The organism is Virgibacillus sp. CM-4 (assembly GCF_000445495.1).
In the GTDB taxonomy this organism is placed as follows: domain Bacteria; phylum Bacillota; class Bacilli; order Bacillales; family Amphibacillaceae; genus Virgibacillus; species Virgibacillus salexigens.
Genome location: NZ_AUQA01000006.1, coordinates 430709 through 456098, shown reverse-complemented (window position 1 = coordinate 456098; position 25390 = coordinate 430709). Strand labels below are relative to the sequence as shown.

Here is a 25390-nt window from a genome sequence, read left to right as displayed (position 1 = left end):
CTTAAAAACCTCTGATCTCTTCACGGTATACTTCTAACGCTTGTTGCAGCATAGGAAATTGATCACTTGAAAATTGTTCTGTAATGGCCTTTGCCAATTCAAATGCGACGACATGCTCCATAACTACCGAAGCCGCCGGTACTGCACAGGCATCCGAACGTTCAACACTTGCTTTAAATGGTTCTTTTGTTTCAATGTCTACACTTTTAAGTGGTCGTTTCATTAGCGTAGGGATTGGTTTCATAACACCTTTAACAACAATCGGCATTCCCGTAGTCATTCCACCTTCGAAACCGCCCAGACGATTTGTTGTTCGATAATATCCTTGCTCTTCATTCCAGGCAATTTCATCATGTACTTCGCTGCCATTTCGTTTTGCAGCTTCGAATCCAATTCCAAATTCCACACCTTTAAAAGCATTGATGCTTACAACACTACCAGCTATTCTACTATCTAATTTACGATCATAATGGACGTAGGAGCCTATCCCAGCAGGCATACCTTCGACATATACTTCTACAACACCACCAATAGAGTCACCTTCTTGCTTTGCCTCGTCAATTGCATGCATCATTTTTTCTTCCACCGATTTATCTAATATACGGACTGGTGAATCTTCAGAACGAGTCTGTCTATCTGCCATAGACAGCTCCTCTTTATCTGCTGCTACAATTCCAGCTATTTCTTTTACATATCCTGCAACTTCAATACCAAGATGTTTTAATAGTGTTTTTGCAACAGCACCTGCAGCCACACGTGCAGCTGTTTCACGAGCGGAAGATCGTTCAAGAATATTCCGAATGTCACGATGACCATATTTTAAAGCACCATTTAAATCTGCGTGTCCGGGTCTTGGTCTCGTAACAACCCTTCTTATCTTGGTATCGGCTTCTATTGGATCTTCTCCCATGATATCTATCCAATGTTTAAAATCATCATTATGTATAACAAGAGATAATGGAGAACCAAGGGTATAACCATGTCTTACTCCACTAGTAATCTCAACGAGGTCTTTTTCAATCTGCATCCGTTTCCCCCGCCCATGACCCTTTTGTCTCCGAAGTAAGGAGTTATTTATATCTTCTTTTAAAAGAGGCATTCTAGCTGGTACGCCTTCTATTATTGTTGTTAATTGTTTGCCGTGTGATTCTCCTGCAGTTAAATAGCGCACATTACATTCTCCTTTATGAATTTTTTCTAATTACTATATCATATCTTCTCGTATTTTTGGCAACAAAATCAGAAAAAAAATAATTTGTCATAGAATCTTGGCATTTATCGGGATAGTGTATGAGCAACGTAAAAAACTCCTATCGATGAGATAAGAGTTTTGAAAGATCCTTTTGATAGAAAAATGTTTCTTTTAATTTTAAGTTATACTTTTCCGGGTTAAATATTTGTTCTGTGCTGCCTACAAATAACACTCCGCTTTCTGTAAGCGTGTTACTGAATTTATGATAAATGCTTTCTTTTGCTTGATCAGTAAAGTAAATTAAGACATTACGACAAATGACTAAATCTACATTATTTGGATATTTGTCTGCAAGTAAATTATGCTTTTTGAACGACACTTTTTTCTTTATCGTTTGATCAAGGTAAAATAAATCATTTTGTTCAGTAAAATAGTTAGACAAAAATGCCTCGGGCAGGTCTTTCAGAGCAGCTTTTTGATAGATAGCTTGCTTTGCCTTATCTAAAACTGTCTCATCAATGTCTGTAGCTAATATTTGGTACGTTGCATTAGGATAGTGAGTCGCAAGTAACATTGCGATACTATACGGTTCTTCCCCAGTCGAGCAAGCGGCACTCCAGATAGTAAAAGACTGCTTATTAACTAAGCTAGGTAGTATTTTTTCTTGAAGCACTTCCCAGCGTTTTGGATTTCGATAAAACTCAGAAACATTTATCGTCATACGATCAAGGAATTGCCTCATCAAATCTTGATTTCTACACAATGCTTCATAATATTCGGCAAAAGAAGCATACCCATATTTATTTCGTAATGAAGTTAACCTTCGTTTCATCTGGGACTCTTTATATAATTCTAAATCAATATCTAGCTTTCTTTTTATATTTTCTTTAAAAAGATGATAATCTTTTTCCATCCGTTCCGCCTCTTTCACATCATCCAAATAATCTTCAAACATACATAAAATGAAAACCCCCGTTTAAACGGAGGCGTTCTTTCCCATTAATAGATCCATGCTGTATCTTGTTTCGTATAACTCGACAATTCATCATTGTTAAAAAATAGTCCAAGCTCTCTGTTTGCGCTTTCAGGAGAATCAGAGCCATGGATTACATTTTTACCAACAGTCATCCCGTAATCTCCGCGAATTGTTCCCGGCAAAGCCTCTGACGGATTCGTTTTCCCCATCATTTCACGAGCGATTGCAATAACATTCTCACCTTCCCATGCCATTGCAAAAACAGGACCAGATGTAATAAATTCCACTAATTCACCGAAAAAAGGCCGTTCTTTATGCTCTGCATAGTGCTGTTCTGCGAGATCTGGCGTTATTGTCATTAGTTTTGCCCCTACAAGCTGAAAACCTTTTGACTCAAAACGCTTAACTATTTCACCGATTAAATTACGTTGTACACCGTCTGGTTTTACCATTAAAAATGTTTGTTCCATGTTTCAACACACCTCATCATTATGTATTTTATCTAACCGATAAAATTCTATCAAAATTATGTAAAAATTACAACGGGGCAAGACAGTTATGAACGCCTTTTTCCGATATACTTACCAATTTCTAATAAGGTGTTTTTAGAACGACTATTTGGGATTTCATTTAACTTCTGCAAGGCTTTATTGAGATAACGTTCACTTATTGCATAGGAATCCTCGATTGCACTTGTATTTTTAATATCCTGAACAATCACTTTCACTTCTGCTTCCGAGACGGTTTGATCTGTATGAAATAAGTTCTTGATTTTGTTACGAAGTGATTCATCTTTCATTGCCATGAAAACAGGAAGTGTTAAATTACCTTGTAATAAGTCATTTCCAGCAGGTTTGCCAAGTTCTTTTTCAGAACTAGTAAAATCAAGAATATCATCGATGATTTGATAAGACATGCCAATATTATATCCGTACTGATAAAGCCGATGCGCATCCTTTTCATTTACACCAGAAGCAATTGCTCCTAATTTACAGCTGGTAGCAATTAATAGCGCCGTTTTACGCTTAATTCGCCGTAAATAAGTTCGTAAATCCTGATTCCAATCAAACTTATCCTTAATTTGCTCTATCTCACCTTTACATACTTCTACAATTGTTTTTGAGAGTAGGCGATGGATCTTAGGATCACGAAGAAGTGTAATTTCTTCAAGCGCTCGAGCTAAAATATAATCGCCGGTGTACATGGCAACCCGATTCCCATACAATTGCCTAACTGTAGGCATTCCCCGTCGGATTTCCGCATCATCAATTACATCATCATGTACCAGGGTTGCAGTATGAATCAATTCTAATGTTACTGCTACGATTTTTAACCTCTCTAGATCATACGTACCTATCTGTCCAGATAACAAGACAAAAACCGGACGGATTCGTTTACCACCGGCTTTAAGTAGTTCAGTTGATGCTTCACGTAAGACAGGATGATCTGCCTGTATCATTTGATTAATACTTGATTCTATTTCTTCTAAATCTTTTCTTAAATATCCATAAGCTTTAGCTAATTTCATGTATGTCACCTTTTTAACTTATTAAACATGCCTCTTACCTTTGACACCCATATGCATGGCAGCTACTCCGCCTGTATAACTTTTGACTTGGACGTTAGAAAAACCAGCTTCCAAAAACATTTGCTTCAACCTTTTTTTATCAGGAAAATTCTTAGCTGATTCATTTAACCAGGCATACTCTTTATAGCTTTTGGCAAATAATTTTCCAATTAATGGCATAATATGCTCAAAATAAAAATAATAGAATTGCCGATATATTGGTAATGTTGGCTGCGATGTTTCGAGACAAACAACTTTACCTCCCGGTTTCAATACCCGATACATTTCCTTAATAACCGTCATATAATCTTGAACGTTACGCAAACCAAAACCGATCGTTACATAATCAAAGGTTCCTTCTTCAAAAGGAAGTTCCATTGCATTTCCTTGTATAAATCTTACTTGCTTTATACCTTCTTGTTGTCTCTTTTGCTCTGCTACCGAAAGCATATTGTTACTAAAGTCAAGTCCAATTACGTCTCCAGATTTACCGGTTTGTTCTGCAATGGACAGAGTCCAATCACCAGTGCCGCAACATACATCCAATGCGTTTGAACCGATTTGGACATTCATCTGTTTCATTACATCTTTTCGCCATGCTTTATGACGTTTAAAAGAGATAATAGAATTCATAGAGTCATATTTAGAATAGACTTTTTCAAACACATGATGAACACGCTCTTCTTTCGATTGTTCTGACATTGTCTTACCCTTCTTCCACATTAGATGTATTTATTGGCAACTGATGATGAATATATTGAATAAGGCCCGTTTTATCTTTGTTAACCTTGTTTAAATCTTCTTTTAAATGATTTATCGCTTTATTCAAAAGCGTATTTAACTGACTTATCTTAACCACAGTTGCTGACTCATTTCCAAATCCGTTAATCGAAATAAGGAGATAACCTGTTTCTGTCAATCGCTGCCGTTCTACGTTTAATTTTGTTACAAATAACCACTGTTCTGCAACTTTGCCAAGTATCGTAACATGCAGGTAGGAAGCCACATGAATAATTAATAAAGCATCTATTCTCTGGAATAGTTGCAAATAATCTTCAAAAGAGGATACTTCATTATAATAAAGCTTCATTTTCTGTTCATTGATCTCTTTTATCGCAGTTGCTAATTGGTGAATAAAATCAAAATCATCAATTTCCGATAATAAAAAATAGTAAAGACCACTATAGTAATCACCAGCAAGGACATGAAGCTGTTTATTTAATTTTATTTCCTTATTCTCATTTTCATCTGTATTGCTAGGAACATAATCATGTGTATCTAGGGCAATCTGCACGAGCATTGTAGTTACGATATACCTTTCTTTTTTATAATCAGGTAATTTCGTATTAGCAATTATTTCTACTAATAACCGCAGTTTGTCCTCATTGATGACGGGCTTATTGATATATCTTTCTAAAAATGAATGTTGTATTTTATCTTCTATGTGTTGTTTAAGGTATCTAATGTCCATACCTGAAGTATTCAAAGAAATCACCTGAGCCCTTTCATCCAATCTAATCATGCTTTAGCTATTATAGCATAATTTATGTAGCTTCGTTAATCAAGCATTCTGGATAAAAGCAGAAATTATAATTCCTGTTTCTAACTACACTTCATCATTCTCTATTTCCCCATGACTCGTTTGGATCAACGCTTTCCCTCGAACTTTAACTGCGGAAGTGTGTTCCGTAAATTGTGCAATCATTATTTCGCCCTTATCAAGCTTTTCAGAATGATGGAATCTCGTATCATTACCTCTAGTAAGACCAATAACATTAACACCATCTTCTAATGCCTTAATAACAAAAAAGTCTGATGGAATAGTTGCTTTGTCCATTTAACCCCTCCTCAATCGATATCTACATAAATAATGAATTATCTCCAAACCAATGTCAATTTTTCGCACAAAACTAAAAAAGAGGATACGCTAGTTGCGTATCCTCCCGGCCCTATGTAAAATATATTATTTTACGCTGTCTTTTAGGGCTTTTCCTGGTTTAAATGCAGGAACTTTGCTTGCTGGAATTTCGATCTCTTCTCCTGTTTGAGGATTACGACCTTTACGAGCTGAACGCTCACGTACTTCAAAGTTACCGAATCCGATTAACTGTACTTTTTCACCTTTTTGTAGTGAATCCATGACAGAATCGAAAACTGCATCAACTGCTTTCGTTGCGTCCTTTTTTGAAAGTTCACTTTTCTCAGCTACAGCATTCACTAAATCTGTTTTGTTCATGACATTCACCTCCTCCCATTAATCATCAATCGACATTGGAACAAATAATGAAACTATCATCATTTGTTCACCATTTTGCCAGTTTTTATACTTCATGTCACGTAATTCATTTAGTGACAAGGCTTATATTAACCGAGTTTGCAGCAAAATTCAACAGTTAGCACCCAAATTTTACTTATTTCTTTATGAATTGCTTTGATTTTAAAGTAAAATTTACATATTTAACCAAATATTAGAGGCGCAAGCTGAAGTCAATGCCAGCAATACTTTTCGGCTTTATTAAAGATATACGACACCTTATAAAAATATCCTGCCGTTATATCAATTTTTTTTTGGGAGAATGGTATTTTCATAACTTTTTTATTGGTAAAGAATTAAGGATCGGGGCGACCGTTACATAAACGCCGACTAAATTCGGCTTGTACTAGGATCAGCGTTACCACACAAAGCGCAATGGCGAACTTCATTGATCATGACTTCCGCGGGAGATAATAAAAGAATGTTCGGATATTCAAGATCGACTAGTCTTTCTTTATCGCACGGGAGTTAAGGAAGCCTCACTAGACGCTGATGAACTTAAACCGGAAGCAGTTAAGCTACATTGCTTGATTCGCAATCCAGCATTGATTGAAAGGTTTTATGCTTCTAGAAAATAAAAAAGCAGCTTATAATCAGCTGCTATAAAATAATTGCTATGAGACCACCAGATCCTTCATTAATGATCCGCTCCAGCGTATCTTTTAATTTATATCTTGCATTTTCAGGCATTAATGCAATTTTAGCTTGAATTCCTTCCCTAACAATCGAACTTAATGATCGTCCAAATATATCGGATTCCCAAATGGACAATGGATCCTCTTCGAAGTCTTGCATCAAGTATCTAACAAGCTCTTCACTTTGCTTCTCTGTTCCAATAATTGGTGAGAATTCAGATTCCACTTCTACTTTAACCATATGGATAGAAGGGGCTACAGCCTTTAATCTTACGCCAAACCTTGATCCTTGCCTAATGATCTCAGGTTCGTCTAGAATCATATCCTCCAATGCAGGTGCAGCGATTCCATAACCTGTCTGCTTGACCATTTGAAGAGCTCCAGACACTTGATCATATTCACGTTTTGCATGCGCAAAATCTTGCATGAGTTGCAATAAATGATCCTTGCCTCTAATTTCCTCTCCTACAATTTCCTTTAAAACTTCATCGTATAGGTGATCTGGTGCGTGTAAATCGATTTCTGCGACCCCTTCACCCATCTCCATTCCAGCAAGCTTGGCTTGGTCAATATATTCAAACTCTGAAAAGTCTCCTACAATTTGATCAACATCTCTTAATCGTTTGATATTTTTTACTGTGTCTTGAATAGCTTCTTGATAATTTTTTCGTAACCAATGATTTTCATTTAATACCATTACCCAACTAGGAAGATTAACATTTACCTCTAATACTGGAAATTCATATAATGCTTCTCTAAGCACATTATTAACATCATGTTCTGTCATGGACTCAATACTCATGGAAAGCACTGGAATATCGTATTTCTCAGAAAGATCTTGACGTAATAACTCGGTTTCTTGGCTACTGGGTCTTTCAGAATTGACAACCATGATAAACGGTTTTCCGACTTCTTTCAGTTCATCCACCACTCTAGCTTCTGCATCTATATAGTCATCTCTTCCAATCTCGCCAAAAGAACCATCTGAGGTAACTACAACACCGATAGTGGAATGTTCTTGTATTACCTTTCTTGTACCGATTTCAGCTGCATCATGAAAAGGGATTGGCTCTTCATACCAAGGTGTATGAATCATTCGTGGACCATTTTCATCCTCAAACCCTTTTGCCCCTTCAACTGCGTATCCTACACAATCGACTAACCGTATATTGACATCGAGACCCTCATCTACATTGACAGTAACTGCTTGATTAGGTACAAATTTAGGCTCCGTTGTCATAATGGTCTTACCTGCAGCGCTTTGCGGTAATTCATCATGTGCTCGTGCTCGATCACTTTCTTCTTCGATATTCGGTAACACAACCAACTCCATAAATTTTTTTATGAAAGTTGATTTTCCGGTACGAACTGCTCCAACAATACCAAGATAAATATCTCCATTCGTCCGTTTCGAAATATCTTTAAAAATATCAACTCTTTCCAAAAGATCCCCTCCCGATCTCCGTTCTTTTTTCATTACGAACAAACTACGAATAATTGACATTACAAGTCTATGATGTTGTCCTATCAAAATATGCCTTAAATATGTGTAAAAGATTTAAAAAAGATAATTTTGATGACAATTTACAATGGTAGTTTGACAAAAGGATTACTAGTTCCTTCGAATTCCATCCCTAAACCGTATAGGCTACGGTAACGATGGATATAGCTGTTGATATGTTCGTAAAAGAAAAAGCAAATAAACCCTTGAAACAATATATGTTACAAGGGTTTTAATATGATATATTTTTATTTATTTTCAGGATTAAATACTGGTTCACCATCTTTTATCGTATAAGGAAACGAATAAACCGGAACAAATGGTGTATGATCTGTTAGTATATATCGAATATCATCTCCGGGCTGATAATGATGCTCATAGTCAGACAGCGCATTATTTAAATCAATTCGATAGTCAACATAGAGATTTCCATCAACATCCATAACAATAGGAAGTGACTGATTAGAATATGGACTATTTACTGTAGGAGCACTTTTCATTCCTAACTTTTCATAATCGATCGTATATATTCCTTGATTAATTTCTTCTCCAAATGGAGGATATATATGATCATTTCGATACATGTCTAGTTTTACATTGACGCTTCGAATCGCTTCACTTGTTTGTAAATCGATTAATTTAACTTGCGGGTTTTCCTCTGGATTGATTAAGGTATATTGATATACACCGCCATTTTCGTAAGCATTACCTGGAATTTCTGTTAAAACATTCGCTTCTTTTAACTTCGAAAAATCGATTAAGTATTTTTGAAAAATAGGGGTGTCACTTGGTTTCGTCCGAATTGGCACCAATCCTTGATTTTTTTCTTTATATTGGTCTACTGCAGATTGAACCGTTTCCAATTGATCCTGATTTGGTACTTGATTTTTCGATAATTCATCTTGAGGGTATAGGCAACCACTTAATACCATTGTACATACAAACGCTAACATTATATTTAAATATGTATACTTCAAAAGATAGCCTCCTTAACTTAACCTGTTGGGCCACTAAACACAATATAAAAAATAATTAAACCACCAGAAATTAATGATAGATAAGCTAAAATGGACACGATTCCCGCAAACCAACCATTAAGTTTATACCTAGCTAATAAAATCAACCCCATGGCTATTAGTAATAATAACATCCCCGCAAAAGAAATATACATTTTTAACATGGATAGTGACATTCTCTTCACTCCTGTATGACAAACTTTTCATTGCATCATGTATTATAACATAAAGGCTTGTCCTCTCGTCTAAAAATGAATTAATTCGAAATAGTTTGTATCAAGGCAGATTGCAAATAAAAATCCGAGATGAAGGGGGCTTACTCCATCTCGGTTTGACTAAATAATTATCCACAGCAACTCTATCCATGAATGCTTGTGCGATTTATTTTATGCGAGTATACGGTTGATTGTATCCTCACTTGCCCAAGTACGCTTATTTTTTAAATATTTTATTCAACGAATTCATATCCATTGGCATATCGTTTTTGACAATTGACTCAACAATTTTGTCTTCTTTTTCTTTAGATATTGGTTTACTAGCCAATTTACTTAAATGACGTACAAGTTTTCTTACTGTTTTTTCATCAGAAAAATCAGCATGCTTTACTGAGTCTGCAACTTTATAAACGTCATCTGCATTGATGTTTGATTTTTGTTGTATTTTGTCAAAAAGACCTTTTTGAAAATTATTCACGTACTCGCCTCCCTGCTAAGTTAACTCATCACATTATATGCAGGAAGAGGTGCACGTGTTATCAGGAATACCTCTCCATTAATAATTTAGCTAAATCATCCATCTCTTCTCGTTTTGTCCGATTCATGAGCTGTTCAACAATATCTTTTGGATCTTTATCTTCAAATAAAACTTGATAAATCCCAGTAGTAATTGGCATTTCAACTTGTTGTTCTTTGGCAAACTGGTATGCAGCTTTTACTGTTCTAACTCCTTCAACGACCATTCCCATTTCTGTAAGCACATCATCTAATTTATGCCCTTTACCTAGTAAATTGCCTGCTCGCCAATTTCTACTATGTACACTTGTACAGGTTACAATTAGGTCACCAACACCAGGTAAGCCTAAGAAGCTTAGTGGATTTGCACCGAGGGACGTGCCCAATCTTGCGATCTCTGCCAAACCTCTAGTGAGTAATGCTGCTTTGGCATTATCTCCATAGCCGAGACCATCAGAAATACCTGCACCTAAAGCAATAATGTTCTTCAAGGCCCCACCTAGCTCGATGCCTAATATATCTGGGCTAGTATATACGCGAAAAGCTTCATTAATAAATAAATCTTGAGCTATTTTAGCATTTTCAAGATTGATCGAAGACACAGTAACAGTTGTTGGTTGACGCAATGCGACTTCCTCAGCATGACTAGGTCCAGACAGAACAACGATATCTTCTTCTTGATAGCCTTCTAGTTCCTCACCAATCATTTGAGAAACTCGCTTTAACGATAGTGGTTCAATTCCTTTTGTAGCATGAATAATTGTGACATTGTCGTCTTGGGTTACTTCATTAAGTTGTTGACATACCTCACGTATTGCTTTTGTAGGTACCACAATTACAACTGCTGACACATTGGATAAAGCATCTTTCAAGTTACTATAAGCATCTATTTGTGACGGGATTTCGACATCCAAATATTTTTCATTTCTTCTCGTTTCATTTATTTGTTGTGCCTGTTCTTGTCTATGTGTCCACAACCGTACATCATGTCCATTATCTGCTAATACAATACTTAATGCAGTTCCCCAACTACCTGCTCCTAATACTGCTATTTTAGACATGTCTTCTCCTCCTTTATTGTCGCTTTCTTGCAAACAATTTTATTGGTGTACCAACAAAACCAAATGCTTCTCTTATTTTATTTTCTAAAAAGCGTTGATAAGAAAAGTGCATGAGTTCTGGATCGTTTACAAACACCACAAAGCTTGGTGGTTTGACAGCTACTTGTGTACAATAGAGAACCTTTAACCGTTTTCCTTTCAATGTAGGAGTTGGATTCATTGCAATAGCATCCATAATGACATCATTTAATACATTCGTTGGAATTCGCTTCGCATGATTCTCACTAGCTAATTGAATAGCGGGGATCAATGTGTGCAACCTTTTTTTGGTTTTTGCAGACAAAAATACAATTGGAGCATAGTCTAAATATTGAAAATGTGCTCTAATGTTCTTTTCAAAATCTTTCATGCTTTTTTCATTCGCATCTATTGTGTCCCACTTGTTAACTACAATTACGATTGCTCGTCCCGCGTCATGTGCGTATCCAGCTATCTTCTTATCTTGTTCTCTTATTCCTGTTTCCGCATCAATTAAAACCAAAACAACATCGGAGCGTTCGACTGCTTTTAGTGCTCGTAGAACACTATATTTTTCTGTCGCTTCATAAACTTTTCCACGTTTACGCATTCCCGCAGTATCAATGATAACATAATCCTGATTATCCTTATGAAGCTTTGTATCAATGGCATCACGAGTTGTGCCTTCTATTTCACTTACGATCACACGTTCTTCATTTAGCATTGCATTTACTAATGAAGATTTGCCGACATTCGGTCGCCCAATTAAACTAAAATAGATGGTATCGTCGTCCTCATTATTCAATTCTTGTTTGGGAAAATAATCAACGACAGCATCTAACAAGTCACCTAGACCAAGTCCATGTGATCCAGAAATAGGGTATGGTTCACCGAAACCTAATGAATAATATTCGTAAATCGTTTCCCGCATTTCCGGATTATCCATTTTATTAACACCTAATACAACTGGCTTATTTGATTTGTATAGCAATTTAGCTACTTCTTCATCCGCTCCAGTTATTCCTTCCCGACCATTTACCAGGAAAATAATGACATCGGCTTCATCAATGGCAATTTCTGCCTGATAACGCATTTGCACTAAAAGCGGTTCGTCTCCTAACTCAATTCCACCAGTATCAATCACATTAAAATTTGTTGTTAACCATTCTGCTTGTGCATAGATACGATCTCTGGTTACGCCCGGAATATCTTCAACGATCGAGATCCGTTCGCCAACTAATCTATTAAAAATAGTTGATTTTCCTACATTTGGTCTACCTACAATTGCTACAACAGATTTCCTCATGAAAGGAACATCCTTTCTCTTTACATTCAATTTAAAAGTAAATATGTTTAAAACAGCTTATTCAGTGGTTCAAACAAACAATTACCGATTATTTGAACAACCTCTATAATAGCAAAACTAGTTCATATTCACAATTAAATTTGCAAGACGAGTTAATGTTTCACAATGATAAATAATTCATCACTAAGCTCATGTGCTATACCATCCGTAATTGCTTCAAGGTTTGCGGAGATTTCCTCTGCTTGTTGTCTATTTTCGCAAATAAAAATGGGAGCACCGCCATCGATGTTTGCCTTATTGGTGGTTATGACTGCAAGTATTGCCTTTTCAATTTTCATTTAGTACTGCCCCCTTTTATTTGTAAACCCTGATTCTGAAGGCATACGGATGGCATTTTCTAAGACAGGAACTGCGCCAATCACCTTTTTTGCTTTTGTTACCTCTCGAATCTGTGGTAAGATAAAAATTCCAATTCGGCCATCATCTAGGTCGCGTTTAATTAACGGAGTTAGGGCTGGTGTACCAGAATCTCTAAATACTCCTAGTGTAACGGATACATCATGTAGAACTGCTTGACGTTGACCAAGATTAGCAATTGTTGTAATTACATTCATATTTTTAGGCGTTAGAACAAACCCCATACCATATTTTAATATTTCTTCTTGTCGTTCAGGTAACCCAATATTCATGATGTATATATTATCTACATATAATCCTGCACCTTCAAAATGAAGATCATGATGATCAATTTCAACTATATCTTTCATTGTTTTCCCACTCATTAAAACTTTAGAAATCATGAAACATACAACTGCTGCAAGTATTGCTAAATAAATATTGAAAACGATAAATACGAGTGTACCAATAAAGGAAGTAAATATAACTAAATAGTTCCTACTTTCAAAGGAAATGGCAATACCTTCTATATATGTTTTTCCTCGAGGCACTAATTCAAAACCATCTACTTCTGTTAACGTATTACGTTCCATATTTCGAACTTCTCTAAATTGTGTTGCGGCAACAGTTAAAAAAGTTACAGCGGTAAATTCTAATTCCATAATTGCAGGAATAGCTACAGAACCTAGAGATGCAGCGATAAAACCTAAAGAAACATGTATTACTTTACCATGTAAATATGTAGGGTATTGTCTATAATCTGTTCGTAACATTAAAATACGTACGACTGTCCCGATAATAACTCCAAATAAAATTGGTAACGTATATTCATTCATGCTGTCACCTCAATGCATGCTTTTTTTATAATATATCCATTTGTTCCTCCCTCTTTGTAGTATGTCTAGAATTAAGATTATTACTATAACAAAAAGTAGAATATCAAAGAATTGTAAATCTCCAATTATTTCTGGAAATCCATAACTTGACATCGTAAGGCTGTACATTAGCTCACCGAATGTCAGTCCCGTCAAACAAATAGCAAATCGTTCTTTCGTGTATTTCGTACATAATACGATTAAGAGAATGATTGCAAAAGAAATAAGAATTACGCGAGGCATAATTATCCATACAGGCGCATTTTTTTCCCATAGGAGGATTCCTGCATAGCCAATAGAAAGGGTGAATGAAGCAAATAAAAGGTAAGCTGAATGCTGCAACTGTATCATCCATAAAACAGCCGTAATAACTAAACCCAAATAGGATAGTGAAACGGTATAGATCTGAAAAGAAAGGATAACATTAGCCGAAATGATAATAATTAATATAGCGAAGGAGAGATAACTTCTCATTTGATTTTTTTTCATCATAAATACGATTATAATCCAAAGCATCCAACTGAACCAATAGAATAATAATCCACTGCTCATCACTACCACCCATTAGCATTATAGCTGGTTCATAAACTTCTTATACAAAAAAGCATCCCATCTTATCTATGGGATGCTTTCGTATCTTTATTTATATTTATTTAGTTTATCTCCAATAAAGTCTCCTAATTGGAATCCAGATTGTTCTTCATCTTTTTCATACTGTTTATATTCTTTCGTTTCTTGTTCCTGTTCTAATTCCCGAATGCTTAATGAAATGCGCTCGTCATTTTCATCTACATCCAGTACTTTTACTTTAACTGATTGACCAACTTCTAGAATTTCTTGTGGTGTTCCGATATGTCTAGTAGCAATTTGAGAAATATGAACAAGACCTTCTACTCCAGGTTCTATTTCTACAAAGGCGCCAAAGTTCACAAGGCGTTTTACTGTACCTTCAACTACGTCACCGCTTGTGATTCGTTCTTCAATGCCGGACCAAGGGCCCGGAATCACATTTTTCCTAGAAAGGGATATACGTTCGTTGTCTTGATCAACGGATAGCACTTCCACTTTTATTTGGTCACCTTCTTTGACAATTTCAGAAGCATGATCAACATGTTCATGTGCTAATTGAGAAATATGAACAAGCCCATCTACACCTCCAATATCCACAAATACACCGAAGTCAGTTATCCGCTGTACTTTTCCTTCAATTACTTGTCCTGCTTCAAGAGATTGTAATAATGTCTTTTTCTTTTCTACTAGCTCTTCTTCTTCCACAGCACGGTGAGAAAGAATAACTCGATTTTGTTCACGAACTAAATCTACAATTTTAACCGAAAGTGTTTTTCCTTTGTAATCAGTAAAGTCTTCTACGTAGTAAGTTTCTACTAATGATGCTGGAATAAACCCCCTCAAGCCAACATCAACTACTAACCCACCATTAACTATTTCCTTTACTTCTGTTTCAAACACTTCTCCTTTATCGTATTTTTCTTGAAGTGCTTCCCAAGCTGCATCTGCATCAACTGCTTTTTTAGACAGAATAACATCATCTTCATCTATTTTCTTAATTTTTACCGTTAATGTCTCCCCTTCACTTACAGCATCACCTGCTGTTTCAATATGAAGGTTAGAAATTTCTCCTATTGGTAGAATACCTTCTGTTTTATAACCAATATCTACAAGAACCTGTTTATCGTCTACTTTAACCACGGTTCCAGTTAGTGTATCGCCTACATTCACATTGGTTAGTTCTTTTTTTGCTTCACTCATATCGATAGCCCTCCTAAATACAATTCGAAACCCCAAATAACTTTCTCTCTATTGTTACTTAAGATTCTTTCATTAACCCTAATACTAACAGAATAATAATAAAAAATATTCCTTTTTTATAACTTCTAATAATTATAAATATTTGTCAAGTAAAGTAGTTTCATTTATTGAAATCAATTAATTTTTTAATTTCGCTCATAATAACATCTGCTGTTTCTTTAGCAGTTGCTTTTGATGTTCTTAATTCTTCCATAGGAATCGGTTGACCGTATACTACTTTCAATTGTTTAAGCGGTTGGTATGTTCCTATGATTGCGCAAGGTACGATAACCGCATCTGATCTTAGTGCAAAAAAACCAGCTCCAGAAAGGGGTTCTCCTAACTCTCCTGTTTTACTTCTCGTCCCTTCTGGAAATAGACCGAGGGTATGCCCATCTTTTAACGTAGCTAAGCCTTTTCTTAAAGCATTACGGTCACTCATGCCTCGCTTAACTGGAAAAGCTTGAATATTGGATAATAACCATCCAATAAATGGTTTTTCAAATAACTCATCTTTTGCCATAAAAGAGATATCTCTGGGAGAGGTAATCCCAACCACAGGAGGATCCAAATTTGAAATATGATTAGAACAAATAATAACTGGTCCCTTATTCGGTACATTTTCTTTTCCAATTACTTTTATACGATATAAAGGATAGAAAATCAATGCAACCACAGATTTAGCGATTTTATAAAGATTCATTAGCTATCCCCTTTAGCGTTCCGTTTTATTCTTTTTGATTTTTGCTGCTTCATTAAATATTCGTTGAGCTACTTCCTGAATCGATAACGAAGTTGTATCAATTTCTATCGCATCACTCGCTTTTACTAGAGGGGATGCTTCTCGCTTAGAATCAATTTTATCTCTTTGTTCTATTTCCCGTTTTAATTCATTTAAATCAGATGAAATACCATTATTTATGTTTTCCTCATACCTTCGTTTCGCTCTTTCATCGACCGAAGCAATTAAAAATATCTTTACTTCTGCATTTGGTAATACATGGGTACCAATGTCTCTACCATCCATCACTACATCTCGTTTGTTTGCCAAGTTCTGTTGGCGTTTTACCATCTCTTTTCGGATAGCTGGATGTTGGGCAACAAAAGAAACATTGTTGGTAACTTCGATGGAACGAATAGCAGCCGTTACATCTTGATTATCCAATAAAACAAGCTGCCCTTTATCGCTTTGTTGTAACTCGATTATCGTATTAGATAATAACCCTACTAACGCATTTTCATCATTTACATTAATGGAATTATTGATTGCTTTTAATGTTAGGGCACGATACATGGCTCCAGTATCTATATAAACACACGAGAGTTTCTCTGCTACTATCTTGGCAACAGTACTTTTCCCTGCAGCCGCTGGCCCATCAATTGCAATTGTTACAGTATAGTTTTTCATGAATAATTTCCATTCCTCTCAATACGTAAAGTTCAGTTTGGCCATTGAAAAAACTTGGCATAGCCAAGTTTTGATAAAATAAACCTATAATAAATAATAACATATTCTATAAAAAATGGTCTATTCCAACAAAACGCCCGTTGACTTTATTTTATGATAATTCCTTTTTACGTGCTTCCCTCTGCTTTTCAAAGCAATAACGAATAATCATTTGCTGATCTTGCTTAGCAATGTTTAGAAATTTCATAGCAGCAGTAGGGTTTTTATGTTTCTTTTCTTCAAGAATAACAACCTCAGCAATTGCTTTCAGATAGGCAAACCCATGATTCTTTAAAGGTAATGATAAAAAGATTTCTACGTTATTCTCTTTTAAATCCACGTCTTTCGGAATAATCACAGAGATACCGCCTCCACTTATATTCCGTGTAACCGTAGTAAAGGGCTGAAGACGATCATCCAGAGGATGAACAGCCACGTCAATAGCAGTATCCACTCGAACAAATTCCCTGCGCTGTATACGCTGTAAATCAGATGGTAATTCAATTGCTAGTGCAGGAACATTTAATTTCACTTTCGCAACCAGTTTTGAAAGAAAGCTATATATGTTTTCGTTCTCATCTACGTAGGTTATTAAAAACGATGTCCCTTTAGGGAAGAAAGAAGTTTTATGTGTCTTTATATCTATGGGATAATCGATAAATAAAAATGTTTCATTTTGTTCGATAACTCTACTGCGGAACTTTTCTGTATAAAATTCACCGGATTTCCGAAGCTCTATATTAAGTAATGTCCCTATTTTCATCTATTTGTCTCCCCCTATATGGTTTTTAATATCAACTAAAAGTAATTCAATATACCTATTATTACAGAAAAATTCGAAAAAAGGAAGACAGATGTATGTCTTCCTTTTTCAGCATTAAATTATTATCGTTATTATCCACTTAAAGCACTTGTCTCGATAAAGCCACACATGGGTGACTTTATCGAGCAATATAAAGAAGTGACTCTCTCCTGTTATGTTGCACTTGCATAATTAATTTCCGAACCGCTTAATTTTTCAACACGTTCTTCTCTACCATCTTTTGCATTTATAAATATGCGATATGTTTCATTCCCCAATGTTCCAAGGAACTCATAGGTAAGGACTTCTTCACCTAAGTCATTGTCAATAACAGCAAGAAACTGTTCTTGAATCTCAACATTAGGATTCACCATTTTTTTTGCCTCTTCTTCACTTATTTCTGGCTCTGGTGCCTCTCTTTCGCTATGGTTCATAAAGTAATCATTTGCCGTTAACCCTAATACGTCGCCATTATCTAATGCAACTTTTACTTCCATTGCATCTGAGTAGTATCGTACCCCATCTTTCGAATACAAGAACGAATATGCGCCAATATTATCAAACTGATTACTTTGAAATACCGTCATATTTTCAAAATTGAATTGCTCCAAATATTTTTTTGCTTTTTCCATACCAGCATTTAAACTAATTTGTTTCTTTCCCACCGGACGGTCTACCAATAACGTAATTGGGTGCCCTCCTTTTTGTGAAAGATCCATATAGGCACTTTTCTTATCGTTACGGTAAGAAATACTATATAAAGGTACGTCTGCACCTTTACCACTTGTGCTAATATTCAGCTTGTCTCTATTCTTGACATTGAATAACTTCTGCGCTTTTGCCAGGGCTTCATCTTCACTAATTTTTTCCCCATTTAGGTACTTATACTCATGCTCTTTTACTGTTGTATTCGATATAGAAGAATCGCCATTCCCTTCAGAGAAACCTTCTACCGTTTTTTCGATCGTTTTTAATCCATCAATGATTGTATTATCTAATTGTTCATCTTCATTTGCCATTGCTAGTTGTACATCCATCCAACGTAGATTATTATCTAGCGCAACATGCTGAACTTGTCTTAATTCGTCTTTGATATCACCGGATTGTTTGTACAAATTCTCTAACGATTTGGTTTCTTCATCAGATAACGGCTCAGATTCTAAATTTCTCACTGCAGTTCGATAGGTGAAATCACCAATTTCAGAAAGAAATTCCTCGGTTTTATTAAATGGTAATAGACCTAAGGGTAATTGACTTACATCTGATAACGCTTCTGAAGTAATACGCCAAATCTCAACCAATTGTGGAGATAAGCGTTGTTCCGAATTCATAGCTAAAGCAGACCCAATTTTGTCATTTAATAAATCAACATGATACGTAAGCTCATGGAAAGCACGTTGATACGTATTTTCCGCTTGGATCAGTACTGCGTTTTTTTCTTGATGTTCCTGATAACCCCAAAATGCTGTACCTGCAATTCCAATAGATAAAACAGCTATAAGTATCCAGCGAATCATTATTTTCACACCTTTCTATTTACAAAATATGTGTTTCCCTATCTTTTTAATTTGCGGTCTAGACCAAATCCAAGCAGAAGTTGCAGTATCGGGGTTGAAATAATACTGTGCATTTCCCGAAGGATCCCAACCATTTATCGCATCTAATACTGCTTCTTTTGCAGTTTCATTTGGTGTTAACCAGATTTGCCCATCGGCAACAGCTGTAAATGCACGAGGCTCAAAGATAACTCCGGATACCGTATTTGGAAATGTTGAACTTTCTACACGATTAAGAATAACTGCAGCTACTGCTACTTGCCCTACATACGGTTCCCCACGAGCTTCACCGTAAACAGCATTTGCCATTAATTGGATATCATTTTGTGAGTAACCTTGAGGGACATTAACTGCGGTATTGCTCTCCGTATTTCCAGTATTATTACCACCAGATTGGTTCGTACCACCTGTACCCTCTGTACCACCATAATGAGTAAAATCTTTGCCTTGATTAATTTGATTTTTAACATATTGTTCGTTATATTCAGTGGCTTGTGTTAACTTTTGCTTTGTAGTTGCACCAGCCAGACCATCGATTTCCAAACCAAATTCATATTGAAAATTACGTAAAGCCCAATAGGTGCCCCATCCAAATACACCATCTATTTTCCCATTATAAAATCCTATATATTGGAGTCTCGCTTGAAGCTCAATTACATCATCACCGACAGCACCTTGTTGTATTACTTGGGAACTAAATGCATGAACCGTTTTTGGTGGTTGAGCAATATGAAACCCAATAAATAAAAAACTCATAATTAAAAGTGAAACCGGTAGTTTTTTATTGGTCATACGTTTTCCTCCTGCCATACATGTATTATGATACCTATTTTTTGATTAAATCTTGTTTTTATTCATAAATAGATATAGAAGGATTTAGCTATAATTGGAAAATCATATTATCTTAAAAGCTTTTACGTAATAAAAAACCCCTGTACAACAGTACAAGGGTTTTTTATCCTTCTTTTTTTGTCTTAGCCATAATCAAATGGTACGTTGATTCATTGGCTATTTTAACTCTACGCAACCCGATAATCCATAACCCAATCATAAACGGTATGAGTATAATAGCCCAATAACTTGATACCTGTATGAGTATATAATTATAGATTCCGTGTAAAACATAAGGGAAGAAAAACGCATAACAAACATTCTTTCTCCGGTTATCAGGGTTCATTTTTGCTTTACCAAAATAATAGCCCATTATTACTCCGAATAGAGCATGAGAAGATACTGGAAATAAAGCTCGCGTGAATGCATAACTAATTCCATTTGTAAATAGATACAATATATTTTCAAGTGTAGCAAATCCTAAGCTAATTGCTACCGCGTAAACAATTCCATCGTAATGAGCATCAAATTCTGAATGATGATATATGGTATACATGAAAATAAACCACTTAAAGAACTCTTCTAAGAAACCTACAATTAAAAAAGATTCCAAGAAATTATTCGTAATGATTTCTTCAGACTGTATCACATATTGGATAAACATAATAGGAAAAACAAGCAACATTCCAAGAACGAATGTCCTAATTATTAATGGTAATGGCTCTGAAAAGCGATCCTTTAAATAGAAAAATGACATTAAAGCTAAAGCTGGTGCTATACCAGCAGAGAAAATAGCAAACATGGCCTTTAACCTCTTTCACATCCAATACCATTATCGTACCATTAAGTACTACCTTCTGAAAATAGCAAATCAAGCAGATTTTAATTAACTTACGTGCTATTATCTGTCTGGATTAAACAGACGCTCCATATTCATGTGCTTACTGGCTATTCCAACCATTAGTCTAATTCTTGCTTTTTTACTGTCATAATCTCTACCTAAAATAACCCCAGCTTTTTTTAAGTCAAATGTACTGCCTTCATAATCATAGGTTGTATATACTTCACCTTCAACAGCAGAGGTTGTAATCACAACGTATATTCCTTTTTGAATGCAATGCGCTATTTCGGCCATCATATTCGGTGTAACCTGACCTCTTCCTACTCCCTCTAAAATAATTCCATCAACACCGGCTTCCCTCGATGCTTTAAGAAATCTATCGTTTGCTCCCATATAACATTTAATGATATCGATCGTAGGCAATGCAGTTGAAATAGATATAGGATAGAATTCATTCTCTAAAGGTTTTTGAAACATATGTACGGTTTCATTGTCAATAATACCTAGATATCCAAAGCCAAACGAATTAAATCCTTGAATATTTGAGGCATGTTCTTTCTTTACATATCTTGAATGAAAGATTCGCTCATTAAATACTACCACTACTCCAACATCATTCAAGTCTTCACTACAAGAAGTTAAAATAGCATGCTTTATATTAATAAAAGCATCTGTGCCAACTTCACCAGGTGAGCGTTGTGATCCAGTAAATACAATTGGTTTTTTATGATTTGTAATCAAATTAATGAAATATGAAGATTCTTCCAATGTATCTGTTCCCTGAGTGACCACTACTCCTGATACATCATCTTTAGCTAATTGATAATCAATTCTATTCTTTAACTCCAATAGATCTTCAAAGAGAATATGCATACTAGCCTTTTGGAATAATGATTCCACTTCAACATCAATGTAACCTGGTATGTCACATAACTCCACAATTTCTTCTCCACTGATGACACCTGATTCTAAAAGGCCACTGTCAGCTCTTTTTCTACTTGCGATGGTGCCTCCAGTAGCAATCAAAACGACTTTTTTTTTCTCCATTAGAAATACCTACTTTTTAACTAAAATTTTTTGTTCCATTCTATGCAGAAACATATACAACAATAGCATATTTGTTTTGACAGAATTCGTCAATGTGATAGAGAAAGTCTAGAAGAAACAGGACGATAAAAAAAAGGATGATAGCAAACACTACCATCCTTTTTTTCTTATCGAATTCGCAATGGCTTCCCCATGAAACCTTCCATTTTCAATAAATATTTTATTATTATTGTATCCTGCAGCTACAACGCCCGCAATATATATACCAGGAACATTTGTTTCATAAGTTACCTCATTAAAATATGGCTGGCCTGATGCTTCATCAATTTTAACGCCCATAAAAGATAGTAAGGATAAGTCAGGGTGATATCCTGTCATGGCAAACACATAGTCGTTATGAAGTGATTGTTTCTGATTGTTTTGCTGATAAATTACCTTATTATCTGTTATTTCGCAAACGGTCGCATCAAACAGCATTTTAATCTTTTCTTTACGAACAAGAGAATCAAATTCAGGAAGAATCCACGGTTTGATGCTTTTCGAATATTCACTCCCACGATAAATTACTGTAACGTTTGCTCCTGCTTTGTGAAGCTCAAGTGCAGCATCTACCGCTGAATTCTTGCCGCCAATAACGACAACATCTTTTCGGAAATAAGGATGCCCTTCTTTAAAATAATGCATCACTTTTTCCAATGTTTCGCCGGGGATATTCATCATATTAGGTTGACCATAATATCCTGTAGCAATAATCACCTGTGCAGCCGTATAGGTTTGTTTATTTGTAGTAACATAAAATTGTTTTTCATCTTTCTGAACACCTGTGACTTCTTCAAAAGTATGAATACGTAACTGTTTTCGTTCTGCCACCGAACGATAGTAAGCAAGTGCCTGATTACGAACTGGTTTATGTTTTTCCGTAATAAATGCTACATCCCCAATCTCCAATTTTTCGCTAGAGCTAAAAAATGTTTGGTGTGTTGGAAAATTATAAATGGCATTAACAATATTTTCTTTTTCAATAAGCAAAGGGTTATATCCATTTTTTTGAAGTTCGATTGCGCAAGACATTCCACAAGGTCCTGCACCAACCACGATTATTTTTTCTGCTTGCATGCTTCATCACACTTCCTTATCTAAAAACTCGCTGCTTTTTAGTCGCCATAACCAAAAAAACTCTTATCTTACTACACAGGATAAGAGTTTTTTCGTCATAATTCGCGCTTCGTACATTTCTAATTATACCCAACCACGGAATCTCGAAGCTTCAGCCATCTTTCTAACTCCAATCATATAAGCAGCTAATCGCATATCTACCCGTCTGTTCTCAGCGGTGTTGTAAATGGAATTAAACGATTTTATCATAATTTCATGAAGCTTTGTATCAATTTCTTCTTCCGTCCAGTAGTAGCCTTGATTATTTTGTACCCATTCAAAGTAGGAAACGGTTACTCCACCAGCAGAAGCTAGAACATCGGGTACTAATAAAACTCCTCGCTCGCTCAGAATTCGAGTAGCTTCCATTGTTGTTGGACCATTAGCCGCTTCTACAACGATGCTTGCTTTTATCTTATCAGCATTTTTCTCCGTGATCTGATTTTCAACTGCTGCCGGCACTAATATATCACAATCTAACTCTAATAGTTCTTGATTGGAAAGAGTGTTGTTAAATAGCTTTGTAACGGTACCAAAGCTATCTCGTCGATCTAATAAGTAGTCGATATCAAGGCCTTCTGGATCATGGAGAGCACCATACGCATCAGAAATACCTACAACTTTTGCACCAGCGTCATGCAAAAATTTAGCCAAGAAACTACCAGCATTACCAAAGCCTTGAACAACGATTCTTGCCCCTTTTACATCAATACCTTTTTTCTTGGCAGCTTCGTTTATACAAATTGTAACCCCTTTTGCAGTTGCAGATTCCCTACCATGTGAACCCCCAAGCACAATTGGTTTACCTGTAATAAATCCTGGATTATTAAATTCATCAATACGACTGTACTCATCCATCATCCATGCCATAATTTGTGAGTTAGTGAATACATCTGGTGCAGGAATATCTTTGGTTGGACCTACAATTTGACTAATTGCTCGTACATATCCTCTACTCAATCCTTCTAACTCGCGAAATGACATTTCTCTAGGATCACAAATGATTCCACCTTTTCCACCACCATAAGGTAAATCAACAATACCAGCTTTTAAGCTCATCCATATAGAGAGTGCTTTTACTTCCGTTTCCGTAACATCCGGATGAAACCTTACGCCACCCTTTGTAGGTCCTACAGCATCATTATGCTGCGCACGATATCCAGTAAAAACCTTTATAGAACCATCATCCATTCGAACTGGGATCCTTACTGTCATCATTCTTATCGGGTCTTTTAATAATTCAAAAACTTCATCAGGGTAACCCAATTTCTCCAATGCAGTTTTTACAACAGTTCGTGTTGAGCTCAATACATCCATTTTTTTGTTCGTTTCTTTGGTAGAGTCTGCTGCGTTATCGGCTACCATGAATTTACCTCCTAGAATATCTCTAAAATATTTATTAATAGCTTTACTCAGAGATTAGTATACACCTTCACTGTAAATATGCAATAAAATAACTACATTTTTTATAACTTCATGAGACAAAAATGTATATTTACTATGCTGAAGAAAATCACCTCATGTAATCGGTGTCTTCAGTTTAAAAAAACTTTATTTTAACACCAGACCTATCGTAACATTTTCCTTAAAAACCATCTAGACTTACACTATAATTTAATGGAACATGTGATGAATCTGCTCCACTGCTTGATTAGCATAGATCACTTTACCGTATTCCTTTAAACGATAAGAGGTGATTATACTTGGATATGCATATTCAGACATTACTGCGATAATATCCTCTCTGCTTTGTCCTTTTAAATCATCATCATTTAGTAACATATAATAGGTATCATCCATATGGTATACTTCACCACCATCTATTGATAGTGCTGTTAGGTAAGAGGCAACTTGAATAATATTCTCAAAATCTGTAAATGAAAACAACAATTCTTTACTTTCATCAAGCGTGACTTTCATTTCAATAAAATCATCTTCTGGGTCAAATTCTTCTATTTTTTGTGTAACAACAACGTGCATTCCTTGTGCTTGCATTAGATGAACTTGTACGAGTAATGCTCCTTCAAGTTCAAATCCCAATTCTGTACTCGCTTCATACATCATATCACTAAACAGGCTGCGGACACTTGACGCATCATACCATAAATCATCTTTATTAAACCCTCGTTCCATTAAGTCGTCAAAGGTTAAAAATATCGTAAATTGATTATTAGACACTCTTTCAATACGCATATAGTATCCTCCTTTTGAGTCGCATTAGAATATACAACTGAAGCAAAGCATCATTTTTGCAGTAATATTACACTTCATATTAAACATCACTTACTACACTATATGCTCAGGATGTTATTCT

At 35.6% G+C, this 25390-nt stretch carries 28 protein-coding genes; all 28 read right to left on the bottom strand.

Annotation, left to right across the window (positions count from 1 at the left end; all coding sequences use genetic code 11):
• Position 1: 1 nt before the first annotated feature.
• Positions 2-1171: a chorismate synthase gene (gene aroC, locus M948_RS35555; protein ID WP_021291265.1), complete on the bottom strand. Its 1170-nt coding sequence runs from the start codon at positions 1169-1171 to the stop codon at positions 2-4.
• A gap of 139 nt (positions 1172-1310) precedes the next feature.
• Positions 1311-2105 (bottom strand): CheR family methyltransferase, encoded by a 795-nt coding sequence (locus M948_RS35550; RefSeq protein WP_031335525.1) that lies wholly within the window; start codon positions 2103-2105, stop codon positions 1311-1313.
• Between the two features lie 86 nt (positions 2106-2191).
• A complete protein-coding gene (gene ndk, locus M948_RS35545; protein ID WP_021291263.1) occupies positions 2192-2638 on the bottom strand; it encodes a nucleoside-diphosphate kinase in 447 nt (148 codons plus the stop codon).
• An 86-nt stretch (positions 2639-2724) separates the two neighbouring features.
• On the bottom strand, positions 2725-3696 hold the full coding sequence (hepT, locus tag M948_RS35540) for a heptaprenyl diphosphate synthase component II (RefSeq protein WP_021291262.1): 972 nt from the start codon (positions 3694-3696) through the stop codon (positions 2725-2727).
• 21 nt (positions 3697-3717) lie between these two features.
• Complete coding sequence (gene menG, locus M948_RS35535) at positions 3718-4437, bottom strand: demethylmenaquinone methyltransferase (RefSeq protein ID WP_021291261.1); 720 nt, start codon at positions 4435-4437, stop codon at positions 3718-3720.
• A 4-nt stretch (positions 4438-4441) separates the two neighbouring features.
• Entirely contained in the window at positions 4442-5221 is a 780-nt protein-coding gene (locus tag M948_RS35530; protein ID WP_021291260.1) for a heptaprenyl diphosphate synthase component 1, read from the bottom strand.
• Between the two features lie 120 nt (positions 5222-5341).
• Complete coding sequence (mtrB, locus tag M948_RS35525) at positions 5342-5572, bottom strand: trp RNA-binding attenuation protein MtrB (protein ID WP_021291259.1); 231 nt, start codon at positions 5570-5572, stop codon at positions 5342-5344.
• A gap of 126 nt (positions 5573-5698) precedes the next feature.
• Complete coding sequence (locus M948_RS35520) at positions 5699-5971, bottom strand: HU family DNA-binding protein (protein ID WP_021291258.1); 273 nt, start codon at positions 5969-5971, stop codon at positions 5699-5701.
• A 678-nt stretch (positions 5972-6649) separates the two neighbouring features.
• Entirely contained in the window at positions 6650-8128 is a 1479-nt protein-coding gene (spoIVA, locus tag M948_RS35515; RefSeq protein ID WP_021291257.1) for a stage IV sporulation protein A, read from the bottom strand.
• A 305-nt stretch (positions 8129-8433) separates the two neighbouring features.
• The gene (locus M948_RS35510; RefSeq protein ID WP_021291256.1) at positions 8434-9162 is read right to left on the bottom strand and encodes a hypothetical protein; all 729 of its coding nucleotides are present in this window, start codon (positions 9160-9162) and stop codon (positions 8434-8436) included.
• A gap of 17 nt (positions 9163-9179) precedes the next feature.
• The gene (locus M948_RS35505) at positions 9180-9377 is read right to left on the bottom strand and encodes a DUF2768 domain-containing protein (protein ID WP_021291255.1); all 198 of its coding nucleotides are present in this window, start codon (positions 9375-9377) and stop codon (positions 9180-9182) included.
• A 256-nt stretch (positions 9378-9633) separates the two neighbouring features.
• Positions 9634-9894: a stage VI sporulation protein F gene (locus M948_RS35500; protein WP_021291254.1), complete on the bottom strand. Its 261-nt coding sequence runs from the start codon at positions 9892-9894 to the stop codon at positions 9634-9636.
• Positions 9895-9955: 61 nt separating this feature from the next.
• Positions 9956-10993 (bottom strand): NAD(P)H-dependent glycerol-3-phosphate dehydrogenase, encoded by a 1038-nt coding sequence (locus tag M948_RS35495; protein WP_021291253.1) that lies wholly within the window; start codon positions 10991-10993, stop codon positions 9956-9958.
• A gap of 13 nt (positions 10994-11006) precedes the next feature.
• The gene (gene der, locus M948_RS35490) at positions 11007-12317 is read right to left on the bottom strand and encodes a ribosome biogenesis GTPase Der (RefSeq protein ID WP_021291252.1); all 1311 of its coding nucleotides are present in this window, start codon (positions 12315-12317) and stop codon (positions 11007-11009) included.
• 152 nt (positions 12318-12469) lie between these two features.
• On the bottom strand, positions 12470-12655 hold the full coding sequence (locus M948_RS35485; protein WP_021291251.1) for a capping complex subunit for YIEGIA: 186 nt from the start codon (positions 12653-12655) through the stop codon (positions 12470-12472).
• Complete coding sequence (locus M948_RS35480; protein WP_021291250.1) at positions 12656-13549, bottom strand: YIEGIA family protein; 894 nt, start codon at positions 13547-13549, stop codon at positions 12656-12658.
• 9 nt (positions 13550-13558) lie between these two features.
• Entirely contained in the window at positions 13559-14140 is a 582-nt protein-coding gene (locus M948_RS35475) for a YphA family membrane protein (RefSeq protein WP_021291249.1), read from the bottom strand.
• Between the two features lie 87 nt (positions 14141-14227).
• The gene (rpsA, locus tag M948_RS35470) at positions 14228-15358 is read right to left on the bottom strand and encodes a 30S ribosomal protein S1 (protein ID WP_021291248.1); all 1131 of its coding nucleotides are present in this window, start codon (positions 15356-15358) and stop codon (positions 14228-14230) included.
• 160 nt (positions 15359-15518) lie between these two features.
• Positions 15519-16100 carry a lysophospholipid acyltransferase family protein gene (locus M948_RS35465; RefSeq protein WP_021291247.1) on the bottom strand — a complete coding sequence of 194 codons (582 nt, stop codon included), beginning with the start codon at positions 16098-16100 and terminating at the stop codon, positions 15519-15521.
• 12 nt (positions 16101-16112) lie between these two features.
• Positions 16113-16805, bottom strand: a complete 693-nt coding sequence (cmk, locus tag M948_RS35460; RefSeq protein WP_021291246.1) for a (d)CMP kinase — start codon at positions 16803-16805, stop codon at positions 16113-16115.
• Between the two features lie 151 nt (positions 16806-16956).
• Positions 16957-17607, bottom strand: coding sequence for a flagellar brake protein (locus M948_RS35455; RefSeq protein WP_021291245.1), 651 nt, complete (start codon positions 17605-17607; stop codon positions 16957-16959).
• A gap of 212 nt (positions 17608-17819) precedes the next feature.
• A complete protein-coding gene (ypeB, locus tag M948_RS35450; protein WP_021291244.1) occupies positions 17820-19163 on the bottom strand; it encodes a germination protein YpeB in 1344 nt (447 codons plus the stop codon).
• Between the two features lie 15 nt (positions 19164-19178).
• Positions 19179-19994, bottom strand: coding sequence for a spore cortex-lytic enzyme (sleB, locus tag M948_RS35445; RefSeq protein ID WP_021291243.1), 816 nt, complete (start codon positions 19992-19994; stop codon positions 19179-19181).
• Between the two features lie 163 nt (positions 19995-20157).
• On the bottom strand, positions 20158-20835 hold the full coding sequence (gene prsW / locus M948_RS35440; RefSeq protein WP_021291242.1) for a glutamic-type intramembrane protease PrsW: 678 nt from the start codon (positions 20833-20835) through the stop codon (positions 20158-20160).
• A 99-nt stretch (positions 20836-20934) separates the two neighbouring features.
• A complete protein-coding gene (locus M948_RS35435) occupies positions 20935-21921 on the bottom strand; it encodes an asparaginase (protein ID WP_021291241.1) in 987 nt (328 codons plus the stop codon).
• Between the two features lie 150 nt (positions 21922-22071).
• Positions 22072-23037 (bottom strand): YpdA family putative bacillithiol disulfide reductase, encoded by a 966-nt coding sequence (locus M948_RS35430; protein WP_021291240.1) that lies wholly within the window; start codon positions 23035-23037, stop codon positions 22072-22074.
• 123 nt (positions 23038-23160) lie between these two features.
• A complete protein-coding gene (locus M948_RS35425) occupies positions 23161-24393 on the bottom strand; it encodes a Glu/Leu/Phe/Val family dehydrogenase (RefSeq protein ID WP_369759893.1) in 1233 nt (410 codons plus the stop codon).
• Positions 24394-24690: 297 nt separating this feature from the next.
• Complete coding sequence (locus tag M948_RS35420) at positions 24691-25269, bottom strand: genetic competence negative regulator (RefSeq protein WP_021291238.1); 579 nt, start codon at positions 25267-25269, stop codon at positions 24691-24693.
• Between the last annotated feature and the right edge of the window lie 121 nt (positions 25270-25390).

Bases quoted from the DNA above. Each gene is read 5' to 3' on its own strand.
- M948_RS35485 (WP_021291251.1), bottom strand. From the start codon at position 12,655: ATGAAAATTGAAAAGGCAATACTTGCAGTCATAACCACCAATAAGGCA.
- prsW (WP_021291242.1), bottom strand. From the start codon at position 20,835: ATGTTTGCTATTTTCTCTGCTGGTATAGCACCAGCTTTAGCTTTAATG.
- M948_RS35425 (WP_369759893.1), bottom strand. From the start codon at position 24,393: ATGGATGTATTGAGCTCAACACGAACTGTTGTAAAAACTGCATTGGAG.
- hepT (WP_021291262.1), bottom strand. From the start codon at position 3,696: ATGAAATTAGCTAAAGCTTATGGATATTTAAGAAAAGATTTAGAAGAA.
- M948_RS35550 (WP_031335525.1), bottom strand. From the start codon at position 2,105: ATGGAAAAAGATTATCATCTTTTTAAAGAAAATATAAAAAGAAAGCTA.
- M948_RS35435 (WP_021291241.1), bottom strand. From the start codon at position 21,921: ATGGAGAAAAAAAAAGTCGTTTTGATTGCTACTGGAGGCACCATCGCA.
- M948_RS35520 (WP_021291258.1), bottom strand. From the start codon at position 5,971: ATGAACAAAACAGATTTAGTGAATGCTGTAGCTGAGAAAAGTGAACTT.
- M948_RS35505 (WP_021291255.1), bottom strand. From the start codon at position 9,377: ATGTCACTATCCATGTTAAAAATGTATATTTCTTTTGCGGGGATGTTA.
- M948_RS35455 (WP_021291245.1), bottom strand. From the start codon at position 17,607: ATGAAAATAGGGACATTACTTAATATAGAGCTTCGGAAATCCGGTGAA.
- menG (WP_021291261.1), bottom strand. From the start codon at position 4,437: ATGTCAGAACAATCGAAAGAAGAGCGTGTTCATCATGTGTTTGAAAAA.
- M948_RS35495 (WP_021291253.1), bottom strand. From the start codon at position 10,993: ATGTCTAAAATAGCAGTATTAGGAGCAGGTAGTTGGGGAACTGCATTA.
- rpsA (WP_021291248.1), bottom strand. From the start codon at position 15,358: ATGAGTGAAGCAAAAAAAGAACTAACCAATGTGAATGTAGGCGATACA.
- M948_RS35420 (WP_021291238.1), bottom strand. From the start codon at position 25,269: ATGCGTATTGAAAGAGTGTCTAATAATCAATTTACGATATTTTTAACC.
- sleB (WP_021291243.1), bottom strand. From the start codon at position 19,994: ATGACCAATAAAAAACTACCGGTTTCACTTTTAATTATGAGTTTTTTA.
- M948_RS35430 (WP_021291240.1), bottom strand. From the start codon at position 23,037: ATGCAAGCAGAAAAAATAATCGTGGTTGGTGCAGGACCTTGTGGAATG.
- ypeB (WP_021291244.1), bottom strand. From the start codon at position 19,163: ATGATTCGCTGGATACTTATAGCTGTTTTATCTATTGGAATTGCAGGT.
- M948_RS35475 (WP_021291249.1), bottom strand. From the start codon at position 14,140: ATGAGCAGTGGATTATTATTCTATTGGTTCAGTTGGATGCTTTGGATT.
- mtrB (WP_021291259.1), bottom strand. From the start codon at position 5,572: ATGGACAAAGCAACTATTCCATCAGACTTTTTTGTTATTAAGGCATTA.
- M948_RS35480 (WP_021291250.1), bottom strand. From the start codon at position 13,549: ATGAATGAATATACGTTACCAATTTTATTTGGAGTTATTATCGGGACA.
- cmk (WP_021291246.1), bottom strand. From the start codon at position 16,805: ATGAAAAACTATACTGTAACAATTGCAATTGATGGGCCAGCGGCTGCA.
- ndk (WP_021291263.1), bottom strand. From the start codon at position 2,638: ATGGAACAAACATTTTTAATGGTAAAACCAGACGGTGTACAACGTAAT.
- der (WP_021291252.1), bottom strand. From the start codon at position 12,317: ATGAGGAAATCTGTTGTAGCAATTGTAGGTAGACCAAATGTAGGAAAA.
- M948_RS35465 (WP_021291247.1), bottom strand. From the start codon at position 16,100: ATGAATCTTTATAAAATCGCTAAATCTGTGGTTGCATTGATTTTCTAT.